The sequence below is a fragment of the Aeromonas sp. PI_26 genome, assembly GCF_027854445.1.
Classification (GTDB): Bacteria; Pseudomonadota; Gammaproteobacteria; order Enterobacterales; family Aeromonadaceae; genus Aeromonas; species Aeromonas veronii.
This window is the reverse complement of record NZ_JAJNOE010000022.1, coordinates 1-22,111: the sequence shown is the minus strand read 5'-3', so window position 1 is coordinate 22,111 and position 22,111 is coordinate 1. Positions and strand designations below refer to the sequence as shown.

The window sequence follows — 22,111 nt, the reverse complement described above, 5'->3', positions numbered from 1 at the left end:
CAGCCCTTTTTCATGGTGCGGGTCTGGGGCGAGGTTACTGCTCCGGACGCAGATCCTGATAACGGGCGGCGGTGATGAACTGGCCGAAGGTTTCACACCAGACGATCACGCTGCTGTAGCGGGCCGGATCGATCGTGGCGGGCAGCGGCACGATAAAGTTGTCGAAGGTCTTCACCGGCCCGACTCGCACCATCTGATCCTTTAGGCGGGCAAAATCGGCTTCGGTCTCGACAAACTCGGGGGAGAGGTAGAGCTGGTAGTCCGGCCCGGGGGCCAGCTTGCCCATCAGGCTGACGGCATCCGGCCCTATGCTCACCTTGCCCTCTCCCCAGTGCAGCCGATCGCTGTCTTTCAGATCCCGGCGAAAGGTGCCGTGGAATCTCGCTTGCTGCTGGCTGGCCGCTACCTGCTCGGTATCAGGGGCGGGTGGCGCGATCAGGAGCGGCAGGGTGTAGACACCGGCGGCAAAGCCTGCCGCCGCGACCAGCAGATGGGTGCCCAGCAGCAGGGCCATGGTTTTGCGCTTCATGATATCTCGGTCGTTGATGAACAGGTGCCAGCATCATAGCAGTGGTGCTGGCTAAACCGCTTGTCATCCAGCGCTATGGAGCCGGATGTTTGCGCAGCCGCGGTTGATATGGCTTAGAGGCTGGCGAAATCCACTTCTGGCAGGGTTTCGAAGCCGGGGCGGGCGAACAGGTAGCCCTGCATCAGGTTGATGCCCATCTCCCGCAGGCAGGCCATCTCTTCGCGGGTCTCGATCCCCTCCGCCAGCGGGGTGATCTGCAACTCCACAAACAGCGCCAGAGAGTGGCGCACTATGGCTTGCCGGGTCGGGTCATGGTCGATGCCGCGCAGCAGGTGCATATCGAGCTTGACGATATTGGGGTGAAAATCGGCCAGCAGGTTGAGACCCGAGTAACCGGCGCCAAAGTCATCGATCGCCGTTTTGAAGCCGAGGGCCTGATAGTGATCGACGATGCCGCGAAGATGCTGGCTATCCTGCACCTGCTCCACCTCGGTCAGCTCGAACATGATCTGCTCGATGGGGAAGAGGTGCTCGCGGGCCGCCTGCAGGGTGGTGCGGATGCAGCGCTCCGGGCGGTAGACCGCATTGGGCAGAAAGTTGATGCTCAGCATTCCCCGCATCTCGAGCCGGGCGGCCAGCGCGATGGCCTTGATCCGGCACAGCTGGTCGAAGCGGTAGCGATTGCCGTCGTTGACCCGGGCAATCACGCTCTGCGCCGACTCGTTGTTGAGCCCTCGCACCAGCGCCTCGTAGCCGAAGATGGTGCGCTTGCTGCAATCGACGATGGGCTGGAAGGCCATGGTGAAATCGAAGTCGAGATCTGCTTTCTCCTGACACAGCTGGCAGATGGCGGGGGATGGGGCGGCAGGTATATCCATGACTTTCCTCTTGGGCGTGGCGGCGCTGGGCACTGTCTCAAATGATAACAGCTCATCACCCCCCTGTAGGTTCGATTAGCGAAGCGTAATCGGACGATCGAGAGGCTTTGGTTGCGGTTATTGCCATGAAACAGGGGCGGCCAGCTGGAGGGGGGAAACTTGGCTGGCCGTTATGGTGGGAGAGTCCATTGACGCGAACGTCCGATTACGCCTGACGGCTAATCGGACCTACGAGATCTGGCTGACCCTGACCGACCGTTGGTTTGCCCTTCTTATAGAAGTCAGAGCGATTTCGATATGAAAAAGTCATGCGTTTTTTCCGCACATTTTCATCTGATAAAATAGAAAGAAAATCAGTGCGTAAGCAACTTTGGTTTTGCTGCTCTGGTTTCTATAGGGGAGAAATGGAGATTTTTGGCTGGGTTGTCGAGTTGCACGGAGTGAACAACCTCGGTTATATTAACACCGTATTAATTGCGCCAAATGGCGTACTAAAAAGGGGGCGAAGCCCCCATGAGTTAAATTAGCATATTGATTGCAGCGTTCAGGTGCTCCATAACCGCCAAGTTTTGACCACCTATAGACTGCAAAAACTGCTCTAAAGCGAATGTGATGGTTACATCAATTAGCTTGCCAATCAGCCACTTCATGGACTTCTGTGAAGTGGCTTTGTTTTTGTCGTCTTTCCGACTGTCATTGCCATCGTCGAGCATGCTGCCCTCCCTTTGTTGGCGTTGGTGAATATTGCTTGCGAAACCAAGGTTTCCTGCATTGTTGATGTCATATCATTTCCTTTTACTGTAATGTTTATGGTGTTCATGAAACCTGATGGTCTGGCACTGCATATCGCGTGATTTATTAAAAAAAACACCACATATAGTGGTTGTAGCGCGAATGAGTGTCTTCTCGATGCATATATTAGGCACAATATCTTCGGATCATTTATTGATCCAGAACAGGTTTTTAGACGAGTGGGACAGTGTCTACTTACCGCAAACTTGTGGATAACTTATTTAAAAATAAAACGTTTTTTTAAAAGTCAACCATCTACTTTACATGGCTCGTTTTTCGTACAAGCCATATCTTCAGATTCGAAGAGTTAATAATCCTCTTGGGGGATTTCCCACTTCAGCTGCCTACAGTTTTTCGTCACGACATCAAGAGTTCGAGCTGTCTATGTTGTAAAAGCCGTTTTTACAACTGTACCGACCTCATCTAGCCTTAGGCGTAACCATATGCCGCAATTCCTCTAGTGTGTGAATACAGCTTGCTGTGCCACGCCAGCCAATAGTGCTTTCCAATTGATACTGCTATCGCTATACAAATAAATCGACCTGCTCTGGGTGTGTGGGACGACTACACACCCACTACATTGATAAGGTGGGATCAAAGAGAGACTAAATGTTGTAAATATGTAACACCGTGTTCTCGTGATACAAAAAAGGCGCCTTACGGCGCCGTTTTTAATATCACCTACCCAACCAACATCACTGCAGCAGCGAGATATCCGCCACTTGCAGGAACAGGTTGCGCAGGTTGTTCAGCAGTGCCAGACGGTTGGCCTTGAGGGCCTCGTCGTCGGCCATCACCATGACTTCGTTGAAGAAGGTATCGACCGGCTCGCGCAGGGCGGCCAGACGGGTGAGGGCAGCCTGATAGTCACCGGCGGCGAACAGCGGGGCCAGTTCGGCTTGCAGTTCGGCAACCTGGGTGGCCAGCGCCTTCTCGGCGGCATCGACCAGCAGTTCCGGTTTGACGGCAGTCGGCAACTCGCCTTCAACCTTGGCCAGAATGTTGCTCACGCGCTTGTTGGCGGCAGCCAGTGCCAGTGCGGCATCCAGGGTGCGGAAGTGGCTGACGGCCTTGACGCGACGATCGAAGTCGAGCGGACGGGTCGGGCGGCGGGCCAGTACGGCCAGCACCACGTCGGCACCGATGCCTTCGTCCTGATAGGCGGCGCGGAAGCGGCCCAGCATAAAGTCGACCACGTCGGTAACGACGGTTTTGTTGGTCAGCTTGTCGCCGTAGACGCGTACCGCTTCTTCAACCAGTTCAACCAGATCCAGATCCAGCTGCTTCTCGGTCATGATGCGCAGGGCACCGATGGCGGCGCGACGCAGGGCGAACGGGTCCTTGTCACCCTTCGGCAGCATGCCGATGCCGAAGATACCGGCCAGGGTGTCGAACTTGTCGGCCAGCGCGACGGCGCAGGCAACCAGACCGGACGGCAGGGCATCGCCGGCAAAGCGCGGCATGTACTGCTCGTTGAGGGCCACGGCCACTGCTTCATCTTCGCCATCGTGACGGGCGTAGTGCATCCCCATGACACCCTGGGTGTCGGTGAACTCGCCGACCATGTTGGTCATCAGGTCACACTTGGAGAGCAGACCGGCACGCTTGGCCTGAGCCACGTCGGCACCGATACGCTCGGCGATAAAGCCGGCAACGGTCTCGATACGCTCGACCTTGGCCTTGACGGTGCCCAGCTGTTGCTGGAACAGCACGGTTTCAAGGCGCGGCAGGCGAGAGGCCAGGGTCTGCTTGAGGTCGGTCTTGAAGAAGAATTCGGCGTCAGAGAGACGGGGGCGAACCACCTTCTCGTTGCCGCTGATGATCTGGCTCGGGTCTTTGGACTCGATGTTGGTGACGAAGATGAACTTCGGCAGCAGCTTGCCGTGCTTGTCGTAGACCGGGAAGTACTTCTGGTCACCCTTCATGGTGTGAACCAGTGCCTCGGCCGGCACGGCCAGGAACTTCTCTTCGAAGTTGGCAGTCAGCACCACCGGCCACTCGACCAGTGCGGTCACTTCTTCCAGCAGGGCGTCGTCCAGATCGGCCACGCCACCGAAGGCGGCAGCGGCCGCTTCAACGTCAGCCTTGATCTTGGCCTTGCGCGCCATGAAGTCGGCAATCACCATGCCGCGCTCCTGCAGGATCTGCGGGTACTGGCTGGCGTTGTCGATGGTGAACTCGCTCTCGCCCATAAAGCGGTGGCCGCGGATGGTGCGGGCAGAGTCGATACCCAGAATGTGAGCGGGAACCAGCTCGCCATCCAGCAGCAGGGTCACGGTGAAGACCGGACGCACGAACTGGATGGTCTTGTCGCCCCAGCGCATCATTTTCGGGATCGGCAGCTTGGCCAGTGCTTGGCTAACCAGTTCGCCCAGCAATTCTTTGGCCGGACGGCCTTCGACCTTGGCGGTGTGAACCAGCCACTCGCCCTTGTCGGTGACCAGACGCTCGGCCTGCTCAACGGTGATGCCGTTGCCACGGGCCCAGCCTTCGGCAGCCTTGGTCGGCTTGCCTTCGGCATCGAACGCCTGCGCCACGGCCGGGCCGCGCTTCTCGACGCTCTTGCTCGGCTGTTCGCCAGCCAGCTCGCTCACCTTCAGCGCCAGACGGCGCGGTGAGGCAAACCACTCGACGTCGCCGAAGGCCAGATCGGCCTTGGTCAGTTCGGCTTTGAAGTTGTCGGCAAAGGCTTCGGCCAGGGAGCGCAGGGCTTTGGGCGGCAGCTCAGCAGTACCGATCTCTACCAGAAATGTATGTTGTGCCATGTCCGTTCCTTAACCTTGCTTGTTCTCACTGCGCTGACACATAGGGAAGCCCAGCGCTTCGCGGGAGGCGTAGTATGCCTCTGCCACGGCCTTGGTCAGGGTGCGAATGCGCAGGATGTAGCGCTGACGCTCGGTGACCGAGATGGCCTTGCGGGCATCCAGCAGGTTGAAGGAGTGAGCGGCTTTGAGGATGCGCTCGTAGGCAGGTAGCGGCAGCGGTTTTTCCAGTGCCAGCAGATTCTGGGCTTCCTTCTCGTACTGCTCGAAGCAGTGGAACAGGAACTCCACATCTGCGTGTTCGAAGTTGTAGGTGGATTGCTCCACTTCGTTCTGGTGGAACACGTCGCCGTAGGTGGTTTTGCCCAGCGGGCCGTCAGACCAGACCAGATCGTAGACGCTGTCCACGCCCTGAATGTACATGGCCAGACGCTCGAGACCGTAGGTGATCTCGCCGGTGACCGGCTTGCACTCGAGGCCGCCCACCTGCTGGAAGTAGGTGAACTGGGTCACTTCCATGCCGTTCAGCCACACTTCCCAACCCAGACCCCAGGCACCCAGAGTCGGGTTTTCCCAGTTGTCTTCCACGAAGCGGATGTCGTGGATTTCAGGATCCATACCCAGCTCTTTCAGGGAGCCCAGATAGAGTTCCTGAATGTTGTCGGGGGAAGGCTTGATGATCACCTGGAACTGGTAGTAGTGCTGCAGGCGGTTCGGGTTTTCACCGTAGCGGCCGTCAGTCGGACGGCGGGACGGTTGCACGTAAGCGCAGGCGATGGGCTCCGGGCCCAGGGCACGCAGACAGGTCATGGGGTGGGAAGTACCGGCACCCACTTCCATATCCAGCGGCTGAATGATGGTACAGCCCTGGCGGGACCAATAGTCCTGCAGCTGCAGGATCAGGCCCTGAAAGGTTTTGACATCGAATTTTTGCATAATTTTTTTCGCGCGAAGTGAAAATCAGAGCAAGATTTGCTGAATGTGAACCGAGGGAGTATACCGTCTGGCATGGTCGGATAATAGGCGAAATTGCAGCGGATTCGCGGGATGGTGCTGCGCTCTGGCTGGTCGGGCGGGATGTCCGGTATATGATGTGAGCAGTGCCGCCTGCAGAGTGGGCAGGGTCGGGCAAACCGCTGAAATAACGAGGGAGAGGAAATGGAACTGCGCTGCGCCTGGGTGACCAAAGATCCGGAATACATTGAATACCATGACAAACAGTGGGGCCGGCCGGTCTATGACGCCCGCGAGCTGTTTGCCAAGCTCTGCCTCGACGGCCAGCAGGCGGGACTGTCGTGGATCACCATCCTCAAGCGCACCGAGAGCTATTACCGCGCCTATGCCGACTTTGATCCGCAGCGTATCGTGCAGTTCGACGAGCAGGATGTGGAGCGGCTGATGCAGGACACCGGCATCATCCGCAACCGGCTCAAGGTGCAGTCGATCATCAAAAACGCCCGCGCCTATCTGGCGCTGGAGGCTGAAGGCATCGACTTCGTCGATTATCTGTGGGGTTTCGTGGGCGGCGCCCCCATCGTCCACCAGCGCCAGGGCAATGGCGACATTCCGGCGACCTCACCGGAGTCGGATGCCATGTCCAAAGCGCTCAAGAAACGCGGCTTTACCTTCGTCGGCAGCACCATCTGTTACGCCTTTATGCAGGCGGTGGGGATGGTGAACGATCATCTGGTCAGCTGTCCTTGCCACGCCGAGTGTCAGTTACCGCGCTGACAACCCGCCGATTGCCCAAAAAAACACCACTCTCGCCATCTGTTCAGGCTTGCGTCAGACAATGGCGTGCCAGCACGTTACAATCCGGCCCCCGGCATGGTGCCGGATTGTTTTCACAGAGGTTTTTTCATGCGAGCCAAGATCCTGGTGCCAGCTCTGGCACTGACCGTTGCCCTGAGCGGCTGTACCACCAACCCCTACACAGGTGAATCCCAGACCTCCAAAGGTGCCTGGGGCGCGCTGGCTGGCGCCGCTGCCGGTGCGGCCGTAGGTGCGCTCTCCTCCAGCAAGGGTGACCGCAAGAAGGGCATCCTGACCGGCGTTGCTGCTGGCGCGGCGCTGGGTGGTGGTATCGGCTACTACATGGACGTGCAGGAAGCCAAGCTGCGCGAGAAGCTGCAGGGCACCGGCGTCAGCGTGACCCGCAATGGCAATGAGCTGATCCTCAACATGCCGAACAACGTCACCTTCGACAGCTCCAGCTCCCAGCTGAAAGCGGCCGGTGCCAACACCCTCTCCGGTGTGGCCATGGTCGTTGCCGAGTTCGACAAGACCCGCCTGAACGTGGTCGGTCACACCGACAGTACCGGTTCCCGCGACCTGAACATGAAGCTCTCCCGCGATCGTGCCGATGCCGTTGCCGCCCAGCTGATTGGTCAGGGCGTAGCAGGTAGCCGCATCTCCACCACCGGCGTGGGCCCGGATCAGCCGGTTGCTACCAACAGCACCGCCGCTGGCAAAGCCCAGAACCGCCGCGTGACCATTACCCTGACCCCGACCGCCTAAGTCGTTCAGGTTTCGGTAACGAAAAGGCCCCGCCAGTAATGGCGGGGCCTTTCTATTGGAGCCGTTGCGAGCAATGGCCCCTTGTTGCTTGCTCCCTTCTCCCCTCGTGGGAGAAGGGGCGGGGATGAGGGGGATAACCGCCTCTTAGACAGCCGCTGTCAGCTGTACTTCGACCTTGTAGCCTTCGTGGGCCAGGCGAGCTTGTACGCAGGCGCGCACGGGGGCGGTGCCTGCCGGAATCCAGGCATCCCACTGCTCGTTGAAGGCCGCGATGTCCTGAATGTCTTTGAGATAGATGTTGGCCATCAGGATCTTGTCGACGCCGGAGCCGTTGGCTTCCAGCAGGCGTTGCAGGCTTGCCAGCACTTCGCGGGTCTGCTGGTGGATGTCGGCGTCTTCGCTGACGGGCACTTCCACCACGTAGAGGGTGCCATTGTGGATGACCACGTCAGACCAACGCTGGGTGGTGCCGATTCGGGTAATGGTTGTCATGGAGTGCTCCGGTACGAGGACTTATTGACCCTTGCGGATCAGATAGCGGTAGGGGGCCTGCTCTGTCTCGCTGGCGACCAGGGTGTGATCCATAAAGCGGCAGAAACTGGGGATGTCGCGGGTGGTTGAAGGATCGTCGGCGCTGACCAGCAGGGTCTCGCCATCCGCCATCAGCCGCACTTTCTTGCGAACCATCATAACGGGTTCCGGGCAACGAAGCCCGATTGCGTCCAACTCGTGGGTTGCGCCGCAGAATAAATCACTCATCTATTATCAACCTTCAACCTATTCGGCTGCCAATGATACTCAGGGCTAAAAAATAATCAAACAAACACCCCATCAACCAGCATATGTAACCGAAATGTTATTCAGCCCTATCCAGCTTGCGCCGGACGAGTAATATAAAAATTGAACCATATTCAACAAGGAGGTGAATATGCAGGTCTCCTACGGCAGATTACAAGCCTATGCAGGCATGGGGTTCTTGTCCTTCGCCATGATAGTGATGGGCAGCCCGATCGGGAACACCGGTACCTGGTTCGGCTCCATGGTGATGGTCGGGTTGGGGCTCTGGATCGAGCTCAGCGATTACTATGACGAGGATGAGGACGAGAACGATCAATCCTGAATCGGATGACGATTCAACAACAAAGGCGGAGCAATTCCGCCTTTGTCATTTCTGCCGTTTGGCAATGTGCCCGGATCAGCGGGTCGAGCGCATCGCCCGCTCCAGATGCAGCGCCGTCTGCTCCGGGTTGGCCTTGGAGTCGTTGAAGAAGTTGCTCAGCACATCGAGGATCGCCTGCCGCATATTGGTCGGCGTCGCCATCCCTTCCGCCATGCTGGGCAGCAGGTTGTCCTGCTTTTCCGCCAGCAGGAAATCCTGATAGGAACGGACGGCGCAGCGGTCGAACTTGCTCATGTCGGGATTGGTCAGCGCCGGGATAGACCCCTTCACCCGATTGAACTCCTCCTGGAATTGCGGCGTCATCAGCAGTTGGGCCAGATCCCCCTGCGCCTGCAACTGGGCCGGATCCCGCTGTTTGAACATGGCGATGGAGTCGAGGTTGTAGCTGAACAGTCCGGCGCTGCCCGGGCTCGGCAGGCAGGCGATATCCTCACCCGGCCGGTAGTTGCCCGCGCTCAGTTCACCCTTCACCCAATCGCCCATCACCTGCATGGCGGCGCCACCGCTCTCCAGCAGGTTGGTGGCCTGATGCCACTTCAGACCGGCGTATTTTTGCGGGACGTAGGCGCGCAGCTGCTGGAAACGGGTCAACACCCGCACCATGTCGGGGCCGGTCAGGGTGGCGCTGTCCTGCTCGAGGAACGCCTTGCGATAGAATTCTTTTCCGCCCTCACCGATCGCCACCGTTTCAAACAGTACCGCCAGCTGCCAGGGCTCGTTACCGATGGCGAGCGGGGTGATGCCCCGTTTTTTAAGCTGGTCGGCGACGGTGACAAACTGGGCCCAGTCGGTGGGCGGAGTCAGCTTGTTGCGCTCGAACACCTTGCGGTTGAGCCACAGCCAGTTGACCCGGTGGATGCCGGTGGGCACCGCCATCAGGGCGCTATTCTGGCTGAGGGTGGCACGCACCATGGGCGGCATCTGGCTGTACCAGCCGAGGTGTTCGGCCATGGGGGTGAGATCGCGCAGGAAGCCGAGCCCGGCCCACTCCTTGAGCTCATAGCCCTTGAGGTGAGCTGCTTCGGGCGGGTTGGCGGCCAATGCCCGGCTCTTCAATACCGTCATGGCACTCTTGCCGCCGCCTCCCTGCACTGCAAAGTCGTTCCACTGGTTGCCCTGTTTGGTCCACTCGGATTTGAGCACTTCGACCGCTTTCGCTTCGCCGCCGGACGTCCACCAGTGCAGTACCTCCACCTGGGAGGCGGCAACGGGAGCAGAGAGCAGGGCAATGACAGAAAAAGACAACCACTTCATAAGGTTACTGCCTTGGTAGGGAGAGCGTGGCCTGCAGGCCACCTTGCGGACGGTTTTCCAGCACCAGATCGCCGCCGTGGGCGTGGGCAATGTTGCGGGCGATGCCAAGGCCGAGGCCGGTGCCAGCCTGATCCGTGCTGAGCCGGTAATAGGGCTCGAAGATGCGCTCGAACTGATCGTCCGGCAGGCCGGGGCCCTCATCCATGATGAAGAGGATCAGCATCTCCTCGTCATCCATGATGATGATGCGCACCCGCTGGCCGTACTTGATGCCGTTGTCCACCAGATTGCCGATACAGCGTTTGAGCGCCAGCAGCTTGCCGCGGTAGGGCCACTTGCAGTGCCCTTCGATGGTCAGCCGCTCGTCGTGCAGGTTCATCGACTCCGCCATCTGTTCAAGCAGGGCGTTGATGTCGATCTCCTCGATATTCTCGTGAATGTCGGTCTCTTTGACCGTCTGCAACGCCCCTTTCACCATCAGCTCCAGTTCATCGAGATCCTTGTTGAACTTGGCGATTTGCACCTCGTCGTCGAGCAGTTCGACCCGCAGCCGCAGTCGGGTGATGGGGGTCTTGAGGTCGTGGGAGATGGAGCTGAACAGCCGCTCTCTATCGTCGATATAGCGACGAATGCGGTGCTGCATGATGTTGAAGGCGCGGGTCGCCGCCACGATTTCCGACGCTCCTTCCTCCTTGAGCGAAGGCTGATCGATATCCTTGCCCAGATTCACCGCTGCCTTGGCGAGACGGCGCAGCGGCCGGGTCTGCCAGCGCACCAGCATAAAGGTGAAGAAGCAGAGGAACACCGTCATCAGGGCGATGAAACGCACCTGGTTGCTCGGCATCACGGTATCGTCGAGGGTCATGTAGGGGGCGGGCAGCAGTGCCGCCAGATAGAGCCACTCCCCCTTTTCAATCTCGATCTGGGTCACCAGCACCGGCGGATTGAGCGGCTCCAGCGACAGGGTGTAGCGAGCCCAGGAGGAGGGGAGATCCGCCAGCAGGGTGTCGTTGTTGAAGACGTGGAGGTCGTCGGGCCGGGAGAAGTCCACCTTGATCGCCATGGCGTCGGAGAGCTTGCGGGTCAGCACGCCCTGCACCTCCTCCAGCACCTGCGTCTTGCGTTCGCTGTCGGGGATGGCGTTAATGTGGATCTCTTCCTCGTTGAGCGAGACGAAGAAGCGGCTGCCCCCCATGTTGCGCAACTGGTCCAGCGCGATATGGCGATACTGCAGCGGCAGGGATTTGAAGAAGTTGACGGTGGAGGCGGCAGACATGGCGAGGTTGCGGGTGGTGCTGAGCATCCCCTCCAGTTCCCGCTTCTGGATCTGCTGCATCCAGATGCCGGTCAGAATGGTCTGGGAGAGCAGGATGGCCAGCAACAGCAGCAGGATCATCCGTGACAACAGGGAGCGGGGCACCAGCGCCCCCCAGGACCACTTGTTGCTCATGGCAGCTCGTGCACCTCGGCAATCAGCATGTAGCCGCTGCCGCGAATGGTCTTGATGATGCGCGGGCTCTTGCCGTTGTCGCCCAGCTTCTGGCGCAGACGGCTGATCTGTACGTCGATGCCGCGTTCCATCGGCAGGCTTTCGCGGCCGCGGGTGGCATCCGAGATGGTGTCGCGATCCAGCACCACGCCGGGCTGTTGCAGGAACATGCCGAGCAGCATGGCATCGCTGCCGGAGAGATCCAGCAGGCTGCCATCGTCATGGGTCAGCTGGTGGCTCAGAGTATCGAGGGTCCACTCGGCAAAACGCAGGCGGCGGCTCGGCTCTTTCTCTTTTTCCGGCTGGCGGAATTCGGCGCGGCGCAGCAGCGCCTTGATGCGGGCTTGCAGTTCACGGGGGCTGAACGGCTTGGCGATATAGTCGTCGGCACCGAGTTCCAGACCGATCACCCGATCCGCTTCGTCGGAGGCGGCGGTCAGCATGATGATGGGCACCTGGGAGTCACGACGGATCTGCTGGCAGAGGGTAAAACCGTCCTCGCCGGGCATCATGATGTCCAGAATAATCAGGTCCGGGCTGTGCTGGGCGAGTTGCTGGCGCATCTCATTGCCCTCCGCCGCCGTCAATACCTGAAAGCCCGCCCGGGTCAGGTACTCATTGAGCAGCTCGCGGATCTCTTGGTCGTCATCGACGATCAGCAGTTGTTTGCTCATTGACATATGTATGTGCATCCACCCATTTTTTTGTGCAGATTGAACCTGTCGGGGGAGTAAAAAGCAAGCAAGCCCCCTATCTAATGTGAGGTTTCAGGCAATAACAGCCTATTGATAATATTAAAACGAAAAAAGGCCGACCCAAACGGGACGGCCAACAGACAGCTTCTGACCACTGACGAGCACCCCGTGTGGCGATCGTCACAGACTTGAAAAGGGGCCAGTCAGACTGGCCCCGAAAAGGGACAACTCTCAGTAGTGCATCCGGTCGATCCGGCTGGTTATCACACCCGTTCAAACACGGTGGCGATGCCCTGGCCCAGACCGATACACATGGTGGCAACCCCCAGGGTGGCATCCTTCTCCTCCATCAGATTGATGAGGGTGGTGGAGATGCGGGCGCCGGAGCAGCCGAGCGGGTGGCCCAGCGCAATGGCGCCACCGTTCAGGTTCACCTTCTCATCCACCTGATCCTGCAGACCCAGATCCTTCACGCAGGGCAGGGACTGGGCGGCAAACGCCTCGTTCAGCTCGAACAGGTCGATATCACCGACAGTCAGACCGGCACGCTTGAGCGCCTTCTGGGTGGCCGGCACCGGGCCGTAACCCATGATGGCAGCGTCACAGCCGGCGATGGCCATGGCACGTACCTTGGCGCGCGGCGTGAGGCCGAGGGCCTTGGCGCGATCCGCGCTCATCACCAGCATGGCGGCGGCACCATCGGACAGGGCCGAGGAGCTGCCGGCGGTGACGGTACCGTTGACCGGATCAAACACCGGGCGCAGCTGGCTCAGGGTTTCGACCGTGGTCTCCGGGCGGATCACCTCGTCGTAGTCGTAGAAGAAGCGGGCGCCGCTGGCGTCATGGCCTTCCAGCCCGACGATCTCCTTGGCAAAACGCCCTTCCACTGTGGCGGCGTGAGCGCGGCGATGGGAGCGGGCGGCAAACTCGTCCTGCTGCTGGCGGCTGATGCCGTGCAGCTTGCCGAGCATCTCGGCGGTCAGTCCCATCATGCCGGAGGCTTTCGCCACCGACTTGGCCATGCCGGGGTGGAAGTCGACGCCGTGGCTCATCGGTACGTGACCCATGTGCTCGACGCCGCCGATGATGAAGATATCCCCGTCACCCACCTGAATGGCGCGGGAGGCGTCGTGCAGTGCCTGCATGGAGGAGCCGCACAGGCGGTTGACGGTAACCGCCCCTACCTGCTTCGGAATGCCGGCCAGCAGCGCGGCGTTGCGGGCGATGTTGAAGCCCTGCTCCAGGGTCTGCTGCACGCAGCCCCAGTAGATATCTTCGATCTCGTTCGGGTCGAGGTTGGGGTTGCGCAGCAGGATGGATTTCATCAGGTGCGCGGACAGATCTTCTGCACGCACGTTGCGGAAGGCGCCGCCCTTGGACCGGCCCATCGGGGTCCGGATACAGTCGACAATGACTACGTCTTTCATGAATGGATCTCCTTTCCGCAATCAGTAGAAGGTTTTGCCCTGGGCGGCCATCTCGCGTAAGCGGTCGCTGACGCGGTAGAGCGGGCCCAAGTCGGCATACTGGTCGGCCATGGCCACGTAGCGATCCAGACCAATGGTGTCCAGATAGCGGAACACGCCGCCGCGGAAGGGAGGGAAGCCCAGACCGTAGACCAGTGCGATGTCGGCTTCGGCTGGCGTGGCGACAATGCCCTCTTCCAGACAGAGCACCACCTCGTTGATCATCGGGATCATCATGCGAGCGATGATGGCTTCCTTGTCGAAATCCTGTTTCGGCTTGGCGATGGGTGCCAGCAGCTCGTAAGCAGTGGCGTCGGCCACCTTCTTCGGCTTGCCCTTCTTGTCCTGCTCGTAGGCGTAGAAGCCCTTGCCATTTTTCTGACCGAAGCGGTTCACTTCGTACATCACGTCGATGGCGGTGCGACCTTCCTTGCTCATGCGTGCCGGGAAGCCCTGCGCCATCACGTCACCGGCATGGTGGCCGGTGTCGATACCGACTACGTCCAGCAGGTAAGCGGGGCCCATGGGCCAGCCGAACTCTTTCTCCATCACCTTGTCGACGGCGGCGAAGTCGGCGCCATCGGCGACCAGCTTGTTGAAGCCGAAGAAGTAGGGGAACAGCACCCGGTTGACGAAGAAGCCCGGGCAGTCGTTGACCACCACCGGGGACTTGCCCATGGCGGCGGCATAGGCCACCACGCGGTTGATGGTTTCATCGGAGGTCTGCTCGCCGCGGATGATCTCCACCAGTGGCATGCGGTGCACCGGGTTGAAGAAGTGCATGCCGCAGAAGTTCTGCGGGCGCTTCAGCCCCTTGGCCAGCAGGGAGATGGGAATGGTGGAGGTGTTGCTGGCGAGCACGGCGTCTTCACCAATGATCCCTTCTACTTCGCCCAGTACGGCGGCTTTCACCTTGGGATTCTCGACCACGGCTTCGACCACTACGTCCACGCCTTTGACGTTGTCATAGCTGAGGGTCGGGGTGATGGCGGAGAGCACCTGGCCCATCTTGATGCCATCGATGCGGCCCTTTTCGAGCTGGCCGTTGAGCAGCTTGGTGGCTTCGCCCATGCCAAGTGCCAGCGCCTTCTCGTTGATGTCTTTCATCACCGCCGGAATGCCCTTGCTGGCAGACTGGTAGGCGATGCCGCCACCCATGATGCCGGCTCCCAGTACGGCGGCGTGGCCAGTGGCCTTGCTCGCCTGCTTGGCCGCCTTCTTGGCCAGCGCCTTGATGTGCTGATCGTTCAGGAAGATACCAACCAGTGCCTTGGCGACATCGGTCTTGGCCAGCTTGATAAAGCCCTGTGCCTCGGCCACCAGAGCCTCGTCACGGCCCATGCCTGCGGCGGCCTCGACGGTTTTCACCGCAGTCATCGGCGCCGGATAGTGTTTGCCCGCTACGGCGGCAACCATGCCGGCGGCGGTGGTGAAGCTCATCATGGCTTCCAGTTTGGAGAGGCGCAGCGGGGCTTTTTTGGCGGCGCGACGGCTCTGCCAGTCCAGCTTGCCCGCGATGGCGTCCTTGATCATCTGCAGCGCAGCGATCTGCAGTGCGTCCGGGGCGACCACGGCATCGATGGCGCCCACCTTGAGGGCGTCATCGGCACGGTAATCCTTGCCGGTGGTGATCCACTCAAGCGCGTTGTCGGCGCCGATCACCCGCGGCAGACGGACTGTGCCGCCAAAGCCCGGCATGATGCCGAGTTTGGTCTCGGGCAGGCCAATCTTGGCGCTGGTGTCAGCCAGCCGGAAGTCGGTGGAGAGAATGGTCTCGCAGCCGCCGCCCAGGGCGTGGCCCTTGATGGCGGAGAGGGTCGGAACCGGCAGATCTTCGATGGCATTGAAGATGTCGTTGGCCTTTTTCAGCCAGCCGAGCAGATCTTCTTGCGGCAGATCGAACAGTTCCAGGAATTCGGTAATGTCGGCACCGACGATAAAGGCGTCTTTGCCGGAGGTGAGGATCAGACCTTTTAGTTCACGTTCTTGTTGTAGTGCGGCGATCGCTTCGCTCAGGGAGAGCAGGGTAGCGCGATCCAGCTTGTTGACTGAACCCGGGGCATCAAACCTCAGCTCGGCGATGCCGTTTTCGAGGTAGCTGACCGACAGGGTTTCGCCTTGGTAGATCATGAGAGTGTCTCCTTGTTCCCACTCAGTGGGGAGTGGTGCTCCTTAATCCCCAGCAGGGGGCGAGGCTCACTATTGATCCAAAAGGAGACATTTTCAACACCTATTTAAAACATTTGTTTAACAGATCTCGAGTAAAAGCTCTTCATCACAAAACAGGCAAAAGAGAGGCGCCTTGCGGCGCCCCGGATAGATGTGAGTTTGTTATCAACTGGCCAGTTCCGGCCGGTTGCGATACTGGTTCAGCACCTCGGGATCGGCGAGGGCATGGGTGTTGTTGACCGGCCGGTTGTGTACCACTTCACGCACCGCCAGTTCGACGATCTTGCCGGACTTGGTGCGGGGGATGGCATCCACCTGCAGGATGCGGGCGGGCACGTGGCGGGCGGTGCAATGTTGCTTTATTTGCTGGCGGATCCGCTCGCGCAGCGGCTCATCCAGCTTGCAGCCCGCCTTGAGCTTGACGAACAGCACCACCCGCTCGTCCTGCTGCCACTGCTGGCCGATGACGATGCTCTCTTCCACTTCGTCGAGCTGTTCGACGTAGCGATAGATCTCGCTGGTGCCGATGCGCACGCCGCCCGGGTTGAGGGTGGCGTCGGAGCGACCGTAGAACAGAATGCCGCCGGTCGGGGTCAGCTCGATCCAGTCGCCGTGGCACCAGATGTTGTCGAACCGCTCGAAGTAGGCGGCGTGGTACTTGTCGCCATTTTCGTCACCCCAGAAGTAAATGGGCTGGGCCGGGAACGGCTTGGTACAGACCAGCTCGCCCTTCTCCCCCTGCACTGGCTGGCCCGCTTCGTTGAACACCTGCACCGCGAGACCGAGGCCACGCCCTTGGCTCTCGCCGCGATAGACCGGGCTGAGCGGGTTGCCGATGACGAAGCAGGAGCAGATGTCGGTGCCACCTGAGATGGAGCTGAGCTGCACATCCTGCTTGATCTGCTGGTAGACGTAGTCGAACCCCTCCGGCGACAGCACTGAGCCGGTGCTGCAGATCAGCCGCAAGTGCGGCAAGTCGTGGGTCTTGATAGGGGCATAGCCTTGTTTATGCAACGCATCGAGATACTTGGCCGAGGTGCCGAACAAGCTGACCTGCTCGTCACGGGCGAGATCCCACAGCACGTTGCCATCCGGGTAAAACGGCGAGCCGTCATAGAGCACCAGAGTTGCGCCGGAGGCGAGGGCGCTCACCAGCCAGTTCCACATCATCCAGCCGCAGGTGGTGAAGTAGAAAATTCGCTCCCCCGGCTTGATGTCGCAGTGCAGTTGGTGCTCTTTCAGATGTTGCAGCAGGGTGCCGCCAATACCGTGCACGATGCACTTGGGTTTGCCGGTGGTGCCGGAGGAGTAGAGGATGTAGAGCGGGTCGTTGAAAGCCATGGACTCGAACTGGAGGGTGGCGTCCGGCTGGCTCGCCAGCACTTGTTGCCAGTCGTGGCCAAGCTGCAACGGGTTGCCGAGCAGGGGGATCATCACCGTCTGCTCTATGCTGTCGATCTGGCTGACGACCCCTGCCACTTTGTCCTGAATGTCGATAGCTTTGCCGTTGTAGCGATAGCCATCCACCGCAAACAGCACCCGTGGCCGGGTCTGGCCGAAGCGCTCTATCACGCTGGCCTCGCCAAAGTCGGGGCTGGTGGAGGTCCAGATCGCCCCCAGACTGGTGGTTGCCAGCATGGCTACCACGGTTTCCGGGATATTGGGCAGATAGGCGGCGACCACATCGCCACGACCAATCCCCTGATGACGCAGCCACTGCGCCAGCCGAGCAACCTGTTCCCCCAGTTCACCCCAGCTCAGAGTGCGACTTGGGCTCCCTTCGATGCGGGAGATGATGGCCGGGCTCTCGTCCTGGCGGCGCAGCAGGTTTTCGGCGAAGTTGAGGCGGCTGTCGGGGAACCAGCGGGTGCGCTGCATATCCTGACGGTTCTCCGCCACTATGTTGCCGAGCTCCCCCTTGACGCCGCAGTGCTGCCATACCAGCGGCCAGAAACGGGTGGTTTTCTCCACCGACCATTGATAAAGCTGCGGGTAGTCCTGCAACTGCAAGCCGTGGAAACGGTTCACCTCCGCCATAAAACGGTAGAGGTTGGATTGCTGCATCCCGAGCGGATCCGGTTGCCACAGGCAGAGGTTGTCCATGAGTAATCCCTGACTTCATGTATCTACCGGCAGTGTATTGAATTGTTTTTGATTTGTTAATAACTGGTTTTCTGTTGATAACAAACACGTTTGTAACGTATGCGTTACCTCACGAAGCGGCAGCTTGACGGGTCGAGCCGCCAAGCGCTTGATGTTATGCTGCAATCACATTCACCTCGGAGCAGGACGCCATGAGCAGCTACAGCCAACTTTTTGCCCAGCACCTCGATACCTTGCAGCAGCGCACCCGCGACATTCTGCAACAACAGGGGCTCAGCGGACTGGCCATCCACTCCGGCCAGACTCACCGCATCTTCCTCGATGATCAGGATTACCCGTTCAAGGTAAACCCCCACTTCAAGGCCTGGTTGCCGGTGCTGGACAATCCCCACTGCTGGCTGCTGGTGGACGGGGTGAACAAACCAATCCTGCTGTTCTACCGCCCGGTGGATTTCTGGCACAAAGTAGCGGATCTGCCCAATGCCTTCTGGGTCGAGTTCTTCGATATTCGTTTCCTGACCCGGCCGGAACAGGTGGCCGACCATCTACCTGCCAACAAGCAGGAGTGGGCCTATCTGGGGGGCCATCTGGAGGTGGCCGAGCTGCTGGGGCTGACCCAGCCCAATCCGGAGGCGGTGCTCAACTACCTGCACTATCACCGTGCCTACAAGACCCCCTACGAGCTGGAGTGCCTGCGCGAGGCGAACCGCATCGGTGTCCGTGGTCATATCGCGGCCAAGGACTCTTTTATGGCAGGGGCGAGCGAGTTCGAAATCAATCTGGCCTACATGAAGGCGGTCGGGCAGGGGGCCAATGAGGCGCCCTACGGCAATATCGTCGCCATCAACCGCAATGCGGCCATTCTTCACTACACCCATCTCTCGGCCGTGCGGGTGCCTGATGCCGAGCGTTACTCCTTCCTGATCGATGCGGGCGTCGATTTCCACGGTTATGCCTCCGATATCACCCGTACCTGGGCGTGGCGCCGCGGCGAGTTTGCCGATCTGATTGCCGCCCTCGACGAGCAGCAGCAGGAGATCATCGGCGAGATCAAACCGGGTCGTCGCTACAGCGAGCTGCATCTGCAGATGCACCACAAGCTGGCGCGCCTGCTGCAAGCGACCGAGCTGGTGGATATGTCGGTAGACGAGATGATCCACACCGGGGTGACCAACGTCTTCTTCCCCCATGGTCTCGGCCATTTCCTCGGTTTGCAGGTGCACGATGCGGGTGGTTTCATGCAGGATGAGCGCGGCACCCATCTGGCCGCTCCCGAGCCGTTCCCCTATTTGCGTTGCACCCGGGTGATGGAGGTAGGCCAAGTGTTCACTATCGAGCCCGGTCTCTACTTCATCGACAGCCTGCTGGAGCCGCTGCGTCAGGGCGAACAGGGCAAGCGAGTCAACTGGAACAAGGTGGAGGCGCTGCGGCCGTTCGGCGGCATCCGCATCGAAGACAACGTGGTGCTGCATGCTAACGGGGTGGAAAACATGACCAGACAAGCAGGACTCTGATGGCGGCAGCGTACTCCATTCCGGCTGCCCCGCTGGAGTTGACCGAAGAGATAAAGAAGAGCCGCTTCATTACCCTGATTGCCCACACCCCGACCGTCGAGGCGGCCAAGGGGTGGGTCAACGAGATCAAGCGCCAACATCCGGCCGCTCGCCACCACTGCTGGGCCTTTGTGGCGGGCGCGCCGCAAGATAGCCAGGTTTACGGCTTCAGCGATGATGGCGAACCGTCCGGTACCGCGGGCAAACCGATCCTGGCCCAGCTGATGGGTTCGGGGATCGGTGAAATCTGTGCCGTGGTGGTGCGTTACTACGGCGGCATCCAGCTTGGCACCGGTGGGCTGGTCAAAGCCTATGGAGGCGGTGTCGGTGCCGCCCTCAAGCAACTGCCCACCCTGCTCAAGGTGCCACGCACTCCCTCTCTCATTCACTGCGATTACGGTGACATGGGGACGGTCGAGTCGCTGATCAGTAGCCATAATGGCGAATTGCTGGCGGCGGATTACGGTCAGCAGGTCACCTTGCAGGTGGCGTGGGAGTCCTCGGTTTGGGCTCAGGTGGACCGTGAATTGACCGACCGGACTCATGGGCGGGTATCCCTCAGTCCCTTAGATGGCTAGAATCCATCGCTCTTTAATTGGGGAAAGGGAGCTGTAATGCACATTCTGAGCATTATTCGCATTGTTGGCCTGCTGGTTGCGCTGTTCAGCTCGACCATGCTGTTGCCTGCACTGGTGGCCTTTGGCTATCGGGATGGTGGTGGTGCCGAGTTCGTCAGCTCTTTTCTGATCGCTCTGCTGCTCGGCGTGGTGCTCTGGTTTCCCAATCGCTATCACAAGAAGGAGATGCGCTCGAAAGAGGGTTTCCTCATCGTGGTGCTGTTCTGGACTGTGCTGGGCAGTGTGGGGGCGGTGCCCTTCATCATGAGCGATGTGCCGGATATGTCGGTCTCGGAGGCCTTCTTCGAGTCTTTTTCCGGCCTGACCACCACAGGGGCAACGGTACTGACCGGGCTCGATAATCTGCCCAAGGCGTTTCTGTTCTATCGCCAGCTGCTGCAGTGGCTGGGGGGGATGGGGATCATCGTACTGGCGGTGGCCATTCTGCCACTGCTGGGGATCGGGGGCATGCAGCTCTATCGCGCCGAGATCCCGGGGCCGGTGAAGGATACCAAGGTGACGCCGCGCATCGCCGAAACGGCCAAGGCGCTCTGGTTCATCTATCTGCTGCTCACCGCACTCTGTGCGCTGGCCTACTGGCTCGCCGGGATGACGCTGTTCGATGCGGTCTGCCATTCGTTCTCGACTCTGTCGGTCGGTGGCTTCTCCACTCACGATGCCAGCATCGGATTCTTCAACAGTCCGGTCATCAACCTGATTACCGTGGTGTTCCTGCTGCTGGCCAGCGTGAACTTTGCGCTCCACTTTACCGTCTTCTCTCACCGTCCGGTGCGGCTCGGTCGCTACCTTTACGATTCTGAACTCAAGGTGTTTCTGGCCATCCAGGCGACCCTGGTGATGATCTGCTTTGTCGCCTTGCTGACCCACGGACACTACGCCACCTGGCAAGAGGCGCTCAACCACGGTCTTTTCCAGGCGGTCTCTCTGGGGACCACCACCGGCTACAGCACCACAACCTATGCCGATTGGCCCTCGTTCCTGCCCATGCTGCTGATGTTCTCCGCCTTTATTGGCTGTTGTGCAGGCAGTACCGGCGGCGGTATCAAGGTGATGCGTTTCATGATCCTGTTCATGCAGGGGATGCGCGAGTTGAAGCGGTTGGTTCACCCCAGAGCCATCTATACCTTGAAGCTGGGGAATCGGGCGGTGCCCGAGCGCATCGTCGAGGCGGTGTGGGGCTACTTCGCCACCTATATTATTCTCTTCTTTATGTTCATGCTGCTGTTGCTGATGACGGGGCTGAACGAAGTGACCGCATTCACCGCTGTTGCTGCGGCTTTCACCAACGTAGGCCCAGGTTTGGGAGAGGTATCAGCCAACTTCGGCAATATCTCGCCAGCGGCCCAGTGGGTACTGGTGTTGGCCATGTTGTTTGGCCGATTGGAAATTTTCACGCTTCTGGTACTGTTTACTCCTGCATTCTGGCGTAGTTGAGGTTGTTATGGACAAGATTCTGGTGCTTTATTCCTCTCGGGATGGCCAAACCCGCAAAATAGTCGATGTCATGCTGGAGCAGATGCCGGGATGCGAAGTGGTGATGCACGACCTGCACACCTTGCCGATGTGCAACCTCAGCAAGTATGCCAAGGTCTTGATCGGCGCCTCTATCCGTTATGGCAACTTCCACCCCAGCCTGTTCAGCTTTATTCACGCTCATCAGGAGCAGCTGGAGGTGGCCAATGCGGCCTTCTTCTGTGTCAACCTGACGGCCCGCAAGCCAGAGAAGCAGACGCCGCAAACCAATGCCTATATGAAGAAGTTCCTGCGCCTCTCTCCCTGGAAGCCGAAAACCCTGGGTGTGTTTGCCGGTGCGCTGCAGTACTCCCGCTATAACTGGTGGCAGACGCGCATCATCCAGCTGATCATGAAGATTACCGGTGGCAGTACTGACACCAGTAAGGACATTGAGTTTACCGATTGGGAAAAGGTGCGCAGCTTTGCCCGCGAATTCTGGTCAAAAAGGTAGCAGCGTGATGTGAATTAAGGGTTTTTTGCCCGAAACAGCCCCGCTGATGCGGGGCTTTTGTTTAATAAAGCAACGGTTGAACCGAAAAACTGTAAAAAGTGCCATTTTTTGCAGTTTTCC

Annotated in this window: 20 protein-coding genes; 7 read left to right on the top strand and 13 right to left on the bottom strand. The window is 59.5% G+C overall.

Annotation, left to right across the window (positions count from 1 at the left end):
• Nucleotides 1–34: 34 nt before the first annotated feature.
• From LRL22_RS18585 to glyQ, 5 genes are all read right to left on the bottom strand, one after another.
• On the bottom strand, nt 35–529 hold the full coding sequence (locus tag LRL22_RS18585) for a DM13 domain-containing protein (RefSeq protein WP_270906080.1): 495 nt from the start codon (nt 527–529) through the stop codon (nt 35–37).
• A gap of 113 nt (nt 530–642) precedes the next feature.
• Nucleotides 643–1,407, bottom strand: a complete 765-nt coding sequence (locus tag LRL22_RS18580; protein ID WP_270906079.1) for an EAL domain-containing protein — start codon at nt 1,405–1,407, stop codon at nt 643–645.
• Nucleotides 1,408–1,925: 518 nt separating this feature from the next.
• Nucleotides 1,926–2,120: a hypothetical protein gene (locus tag LRL22_RS18575; RefSeq protein WP_270906078.1), complete on the bottom strand. Its 195-nt coding sequence runs from the start codon at nt 2,118–2,120 to the stop codon at nt 1,926–1,928.
• 774 nt (nt 2,121–2,894) lie between these two features.
• Nucleotides 2,895–4,964, bottom strand: a complete 2,070-nt coding sequence (gene glyS / locus LRL22_RS18570) for a glycine--tRNA ligase subunit beta (RefSeq protein WP_270906077.1) — start codon at nt 4,962–4,964, stop codon at nt 2,895–2,897.
• 9 nt (nt 4,965–4,973) lie between these two features.
• Nucleotides 4,974–5,897, bottom strand: coding sequence for a glycine--tRNA ligase subunit alpha (glyQ, locus tag LRL22_RS18565; protein ID WP_005339464.1), 924 nt, complete (start codon nt 5,895–5,897; stop codon nt 4,974–4,976).
• Between the two features lie 222 nt (nt 5,898–6,119).
• On the opposite strand from glyQ, the gene LRL22_RS18560 reads away from it, so the two are divergent.
• Together LRL22_RS18560 and LRL22_RS18555 are read left to right on the top strand one after the other, a co-directional pair.
• A complete protein-coding gene (locus LRL22_RS18560; protein WP_270906076.1) occupies nt 6,120–6,692 on the top strand; it encodes a DNA-3-methyladenine glycosylase I in 573 nt (190 codons plus the stop codon).
• Nucleotides 6,693–6,821: 129 nt separating this feature from the next.
• Nucleotides 6,822–7,478: an OmpA family lipoprotein gene (locus tag LRL22_RS18555; RefSeq protein WP_005339468.1), complete on the top strand. Its 657-nt coding sequence runs from the start codon at nt 6,822–6,824 to the stop codon at nt 7,476–7,478.
• Nucleotides 7,479–7,622: 144 nt separating this feature from the next.
• On the opposite strand, the gene LRL22_RS18550 is transcribed toward LRL22_RS18555, so the two are convergent.
• Both LRL22_RS18550 and tusA read right to left on the bottom strand, forming a co-directional pair.
• On the bottom strand, nt 7,623–7,970 hold the full coding sequence (locus tag LRL22_RS18550) for a RidA family protein (protein WP_270906075.1): 348 nt from the start codon (nt 7,968–7,970) through the stop codon (nt 7,623–7,625).
• Between the two features lie 21 nt (nt 7,971–7,991).
• The gene (tusA, locus tag LRL22_RS18545; RefSeq protein WP_005339470.1) at nt 7,992–8,237 is read right to left on the bottom strand and encodes a sulfurtransferase TusA; all 246 of its coding nucleotides are present in this window, start codon (nt 8,235–8,237) and stop codon (nt 7,992–7,994) included.
• Nucleotides 8,238–8,406: 169 nt separating this feature from the next.
• Between tusA and LRL22_RS18540 the strand changes: the two genes are divergently transcribed.
• Nucleotides 8,407–8,598, top strand: a complete 192-nt coding sequence (locus LRL22_RS18540) for a hypothetical protein (protein ID WP_005339471.1) — start codon at nt 8,407–8,409, stop codon at nt 8,596–8,598.
• 75 nt (nt 8,599–8,673) lie between these two features.
• On the opposite strand, the gene LRL22_RS18535 is transcribed toward LRL22_RS18540, so the two are convergent.
• The 6 genes from LRL22_RS18535 to LRL22_RS18510 form a co-directional block, all read right to left on the bottom strand.
• Nucleotides 8,674–9,912, bottom strand: a complete 1,239-nt coding sequence (locus LRL22_RS18535) for an ABC transporter substrate-binding protein (RefSeq protein WP_270906073.1) — start codon at nt 9,910–9,912, stop codon at nt 8,674–8,676.
• 4 nt (nt 9,913–9,916) lie between these two features.
• Entirely contained in the window at nt 9,917–11,362 is a 1,446-nt protein-coding gene (locus LRL22_RS18530) for an ATP-binding protein (RefSeq protein ID WP_005339474.1), read from the bottom strand.
• A complete protein-coding gene (locus LRL22_RS18525) occupies nt 11,359–12,081 on the bottom strand; it encodes a response regulator (protein WP_005339475.1) in 723 nt (240 codons plus the stop codon). The genes LRL22_RS18530 and LRL22_RS18525 overlap by 4 nt, the downstream gene beginning before the upstream one ends.
• Before the next feature lie 278 nt (nt 12,082–12,359).
• Entirely contained in the window at nt 12,360–13,523 is a 1,164-nt protein-coding gene (gene fadA / locus LRL22_RS18520) for an acetyl-CoA C-acyltransferase FadA (RefSeq protein ID WP_005355952.1), read from the bottom strand.
• Nucleotides 13,524–13,544: 21 nt separating this feature from the next.
• Nucleotides 13,545–15,692 (bottom strand): fatty acid oxidation complex subunit alpha FadB, encoded by a 2,148-nt coding sequence (fadB, locus tag LRL22_RS18515; RefSeq protein ID WP_270906072.1) that lies wholly within the window; start codon nt 15,690–15,692, stop codon nt 13,545–13,547.
• Between the two features lie 204 nt (nt 15,693–15,896).
• Complete coding sequence (locus LRL22_RS18510; protein WP_270906071.1) at nt 15,897–17,834, bottom strand: acetoacetate--CoA ligase; 1,938 nt, start codon at nt 17,832–17,834, stop codon at nt 15,897–15,899.
• A gap of 191 nt (nt 17,835–18,025) precedes the next feature.
• Between LRL22_RS18510 and pepQ the strand changes: the two genes are divergently transcribed.
• Genes pepQ through hemG form a run of 4 tightly spaced genes read left to right on the top strand, consistent with a single transcriptional unit; the run spans nt 18,026 to nt 21,991 of the window.
• On the top strand, nt 18,026–19,348 hold the full coding sequence (gene pepQ / locus LRL22_RS18505) for a Xaa-Pro dipeptidase (RefSeq protein ID WP_270906070.1): 1,323 nt from the start codon (nt 18,026–18,028) through the stop codon (nt 19,346–19,348).
• Nucleotides 19,348–19,965, top strand: a complete 618-nt coding sequence (locus LRL22_RS18500; protein WP_043825947.1) for a YigZ family protein — start codon at nt 19,348–19,350, stop codon at nt 19,963–19,965. The genes pepQ and LRL22_RS18500 overlap by 1 nt, the downstream gene beginning before the upstream one ends.
• A gap of 36 nt (nt 19,966–20,001) precedes the next feature.
• Nucleotides 20,002–21,459 carry a TrkH family potassium uptake protein gene (locus tag LRL22_RS18495; protein WP_005339482.1) on the top strand — a complete coding sequence of 486 codons (1,458 nt, stop codon included), beginning with the start codon at nt 20,002–20,004 and terminating at the stop codon, nt 21,457–21,459.
• Between the two features lie 7 nt (nt 21,460–21,466).
• Nucleotides 21,467–21,991 carry a menaquinone-dependent protoporphyrinogen IX dehydrogenase gene (gene hemG / locus LRL22_RS18490; RefSeq protein WP_005339483.1) on the top strand — a complete coding sequence of 175 codons (525 nt, stop codon included), beginning with the start codon at nt 21,467–21,469 and terminating at the stop codon, nt 21,989–21,991.
• Nucleotides 21,992–22,111 lie beyond the last annotated feature (120 nt).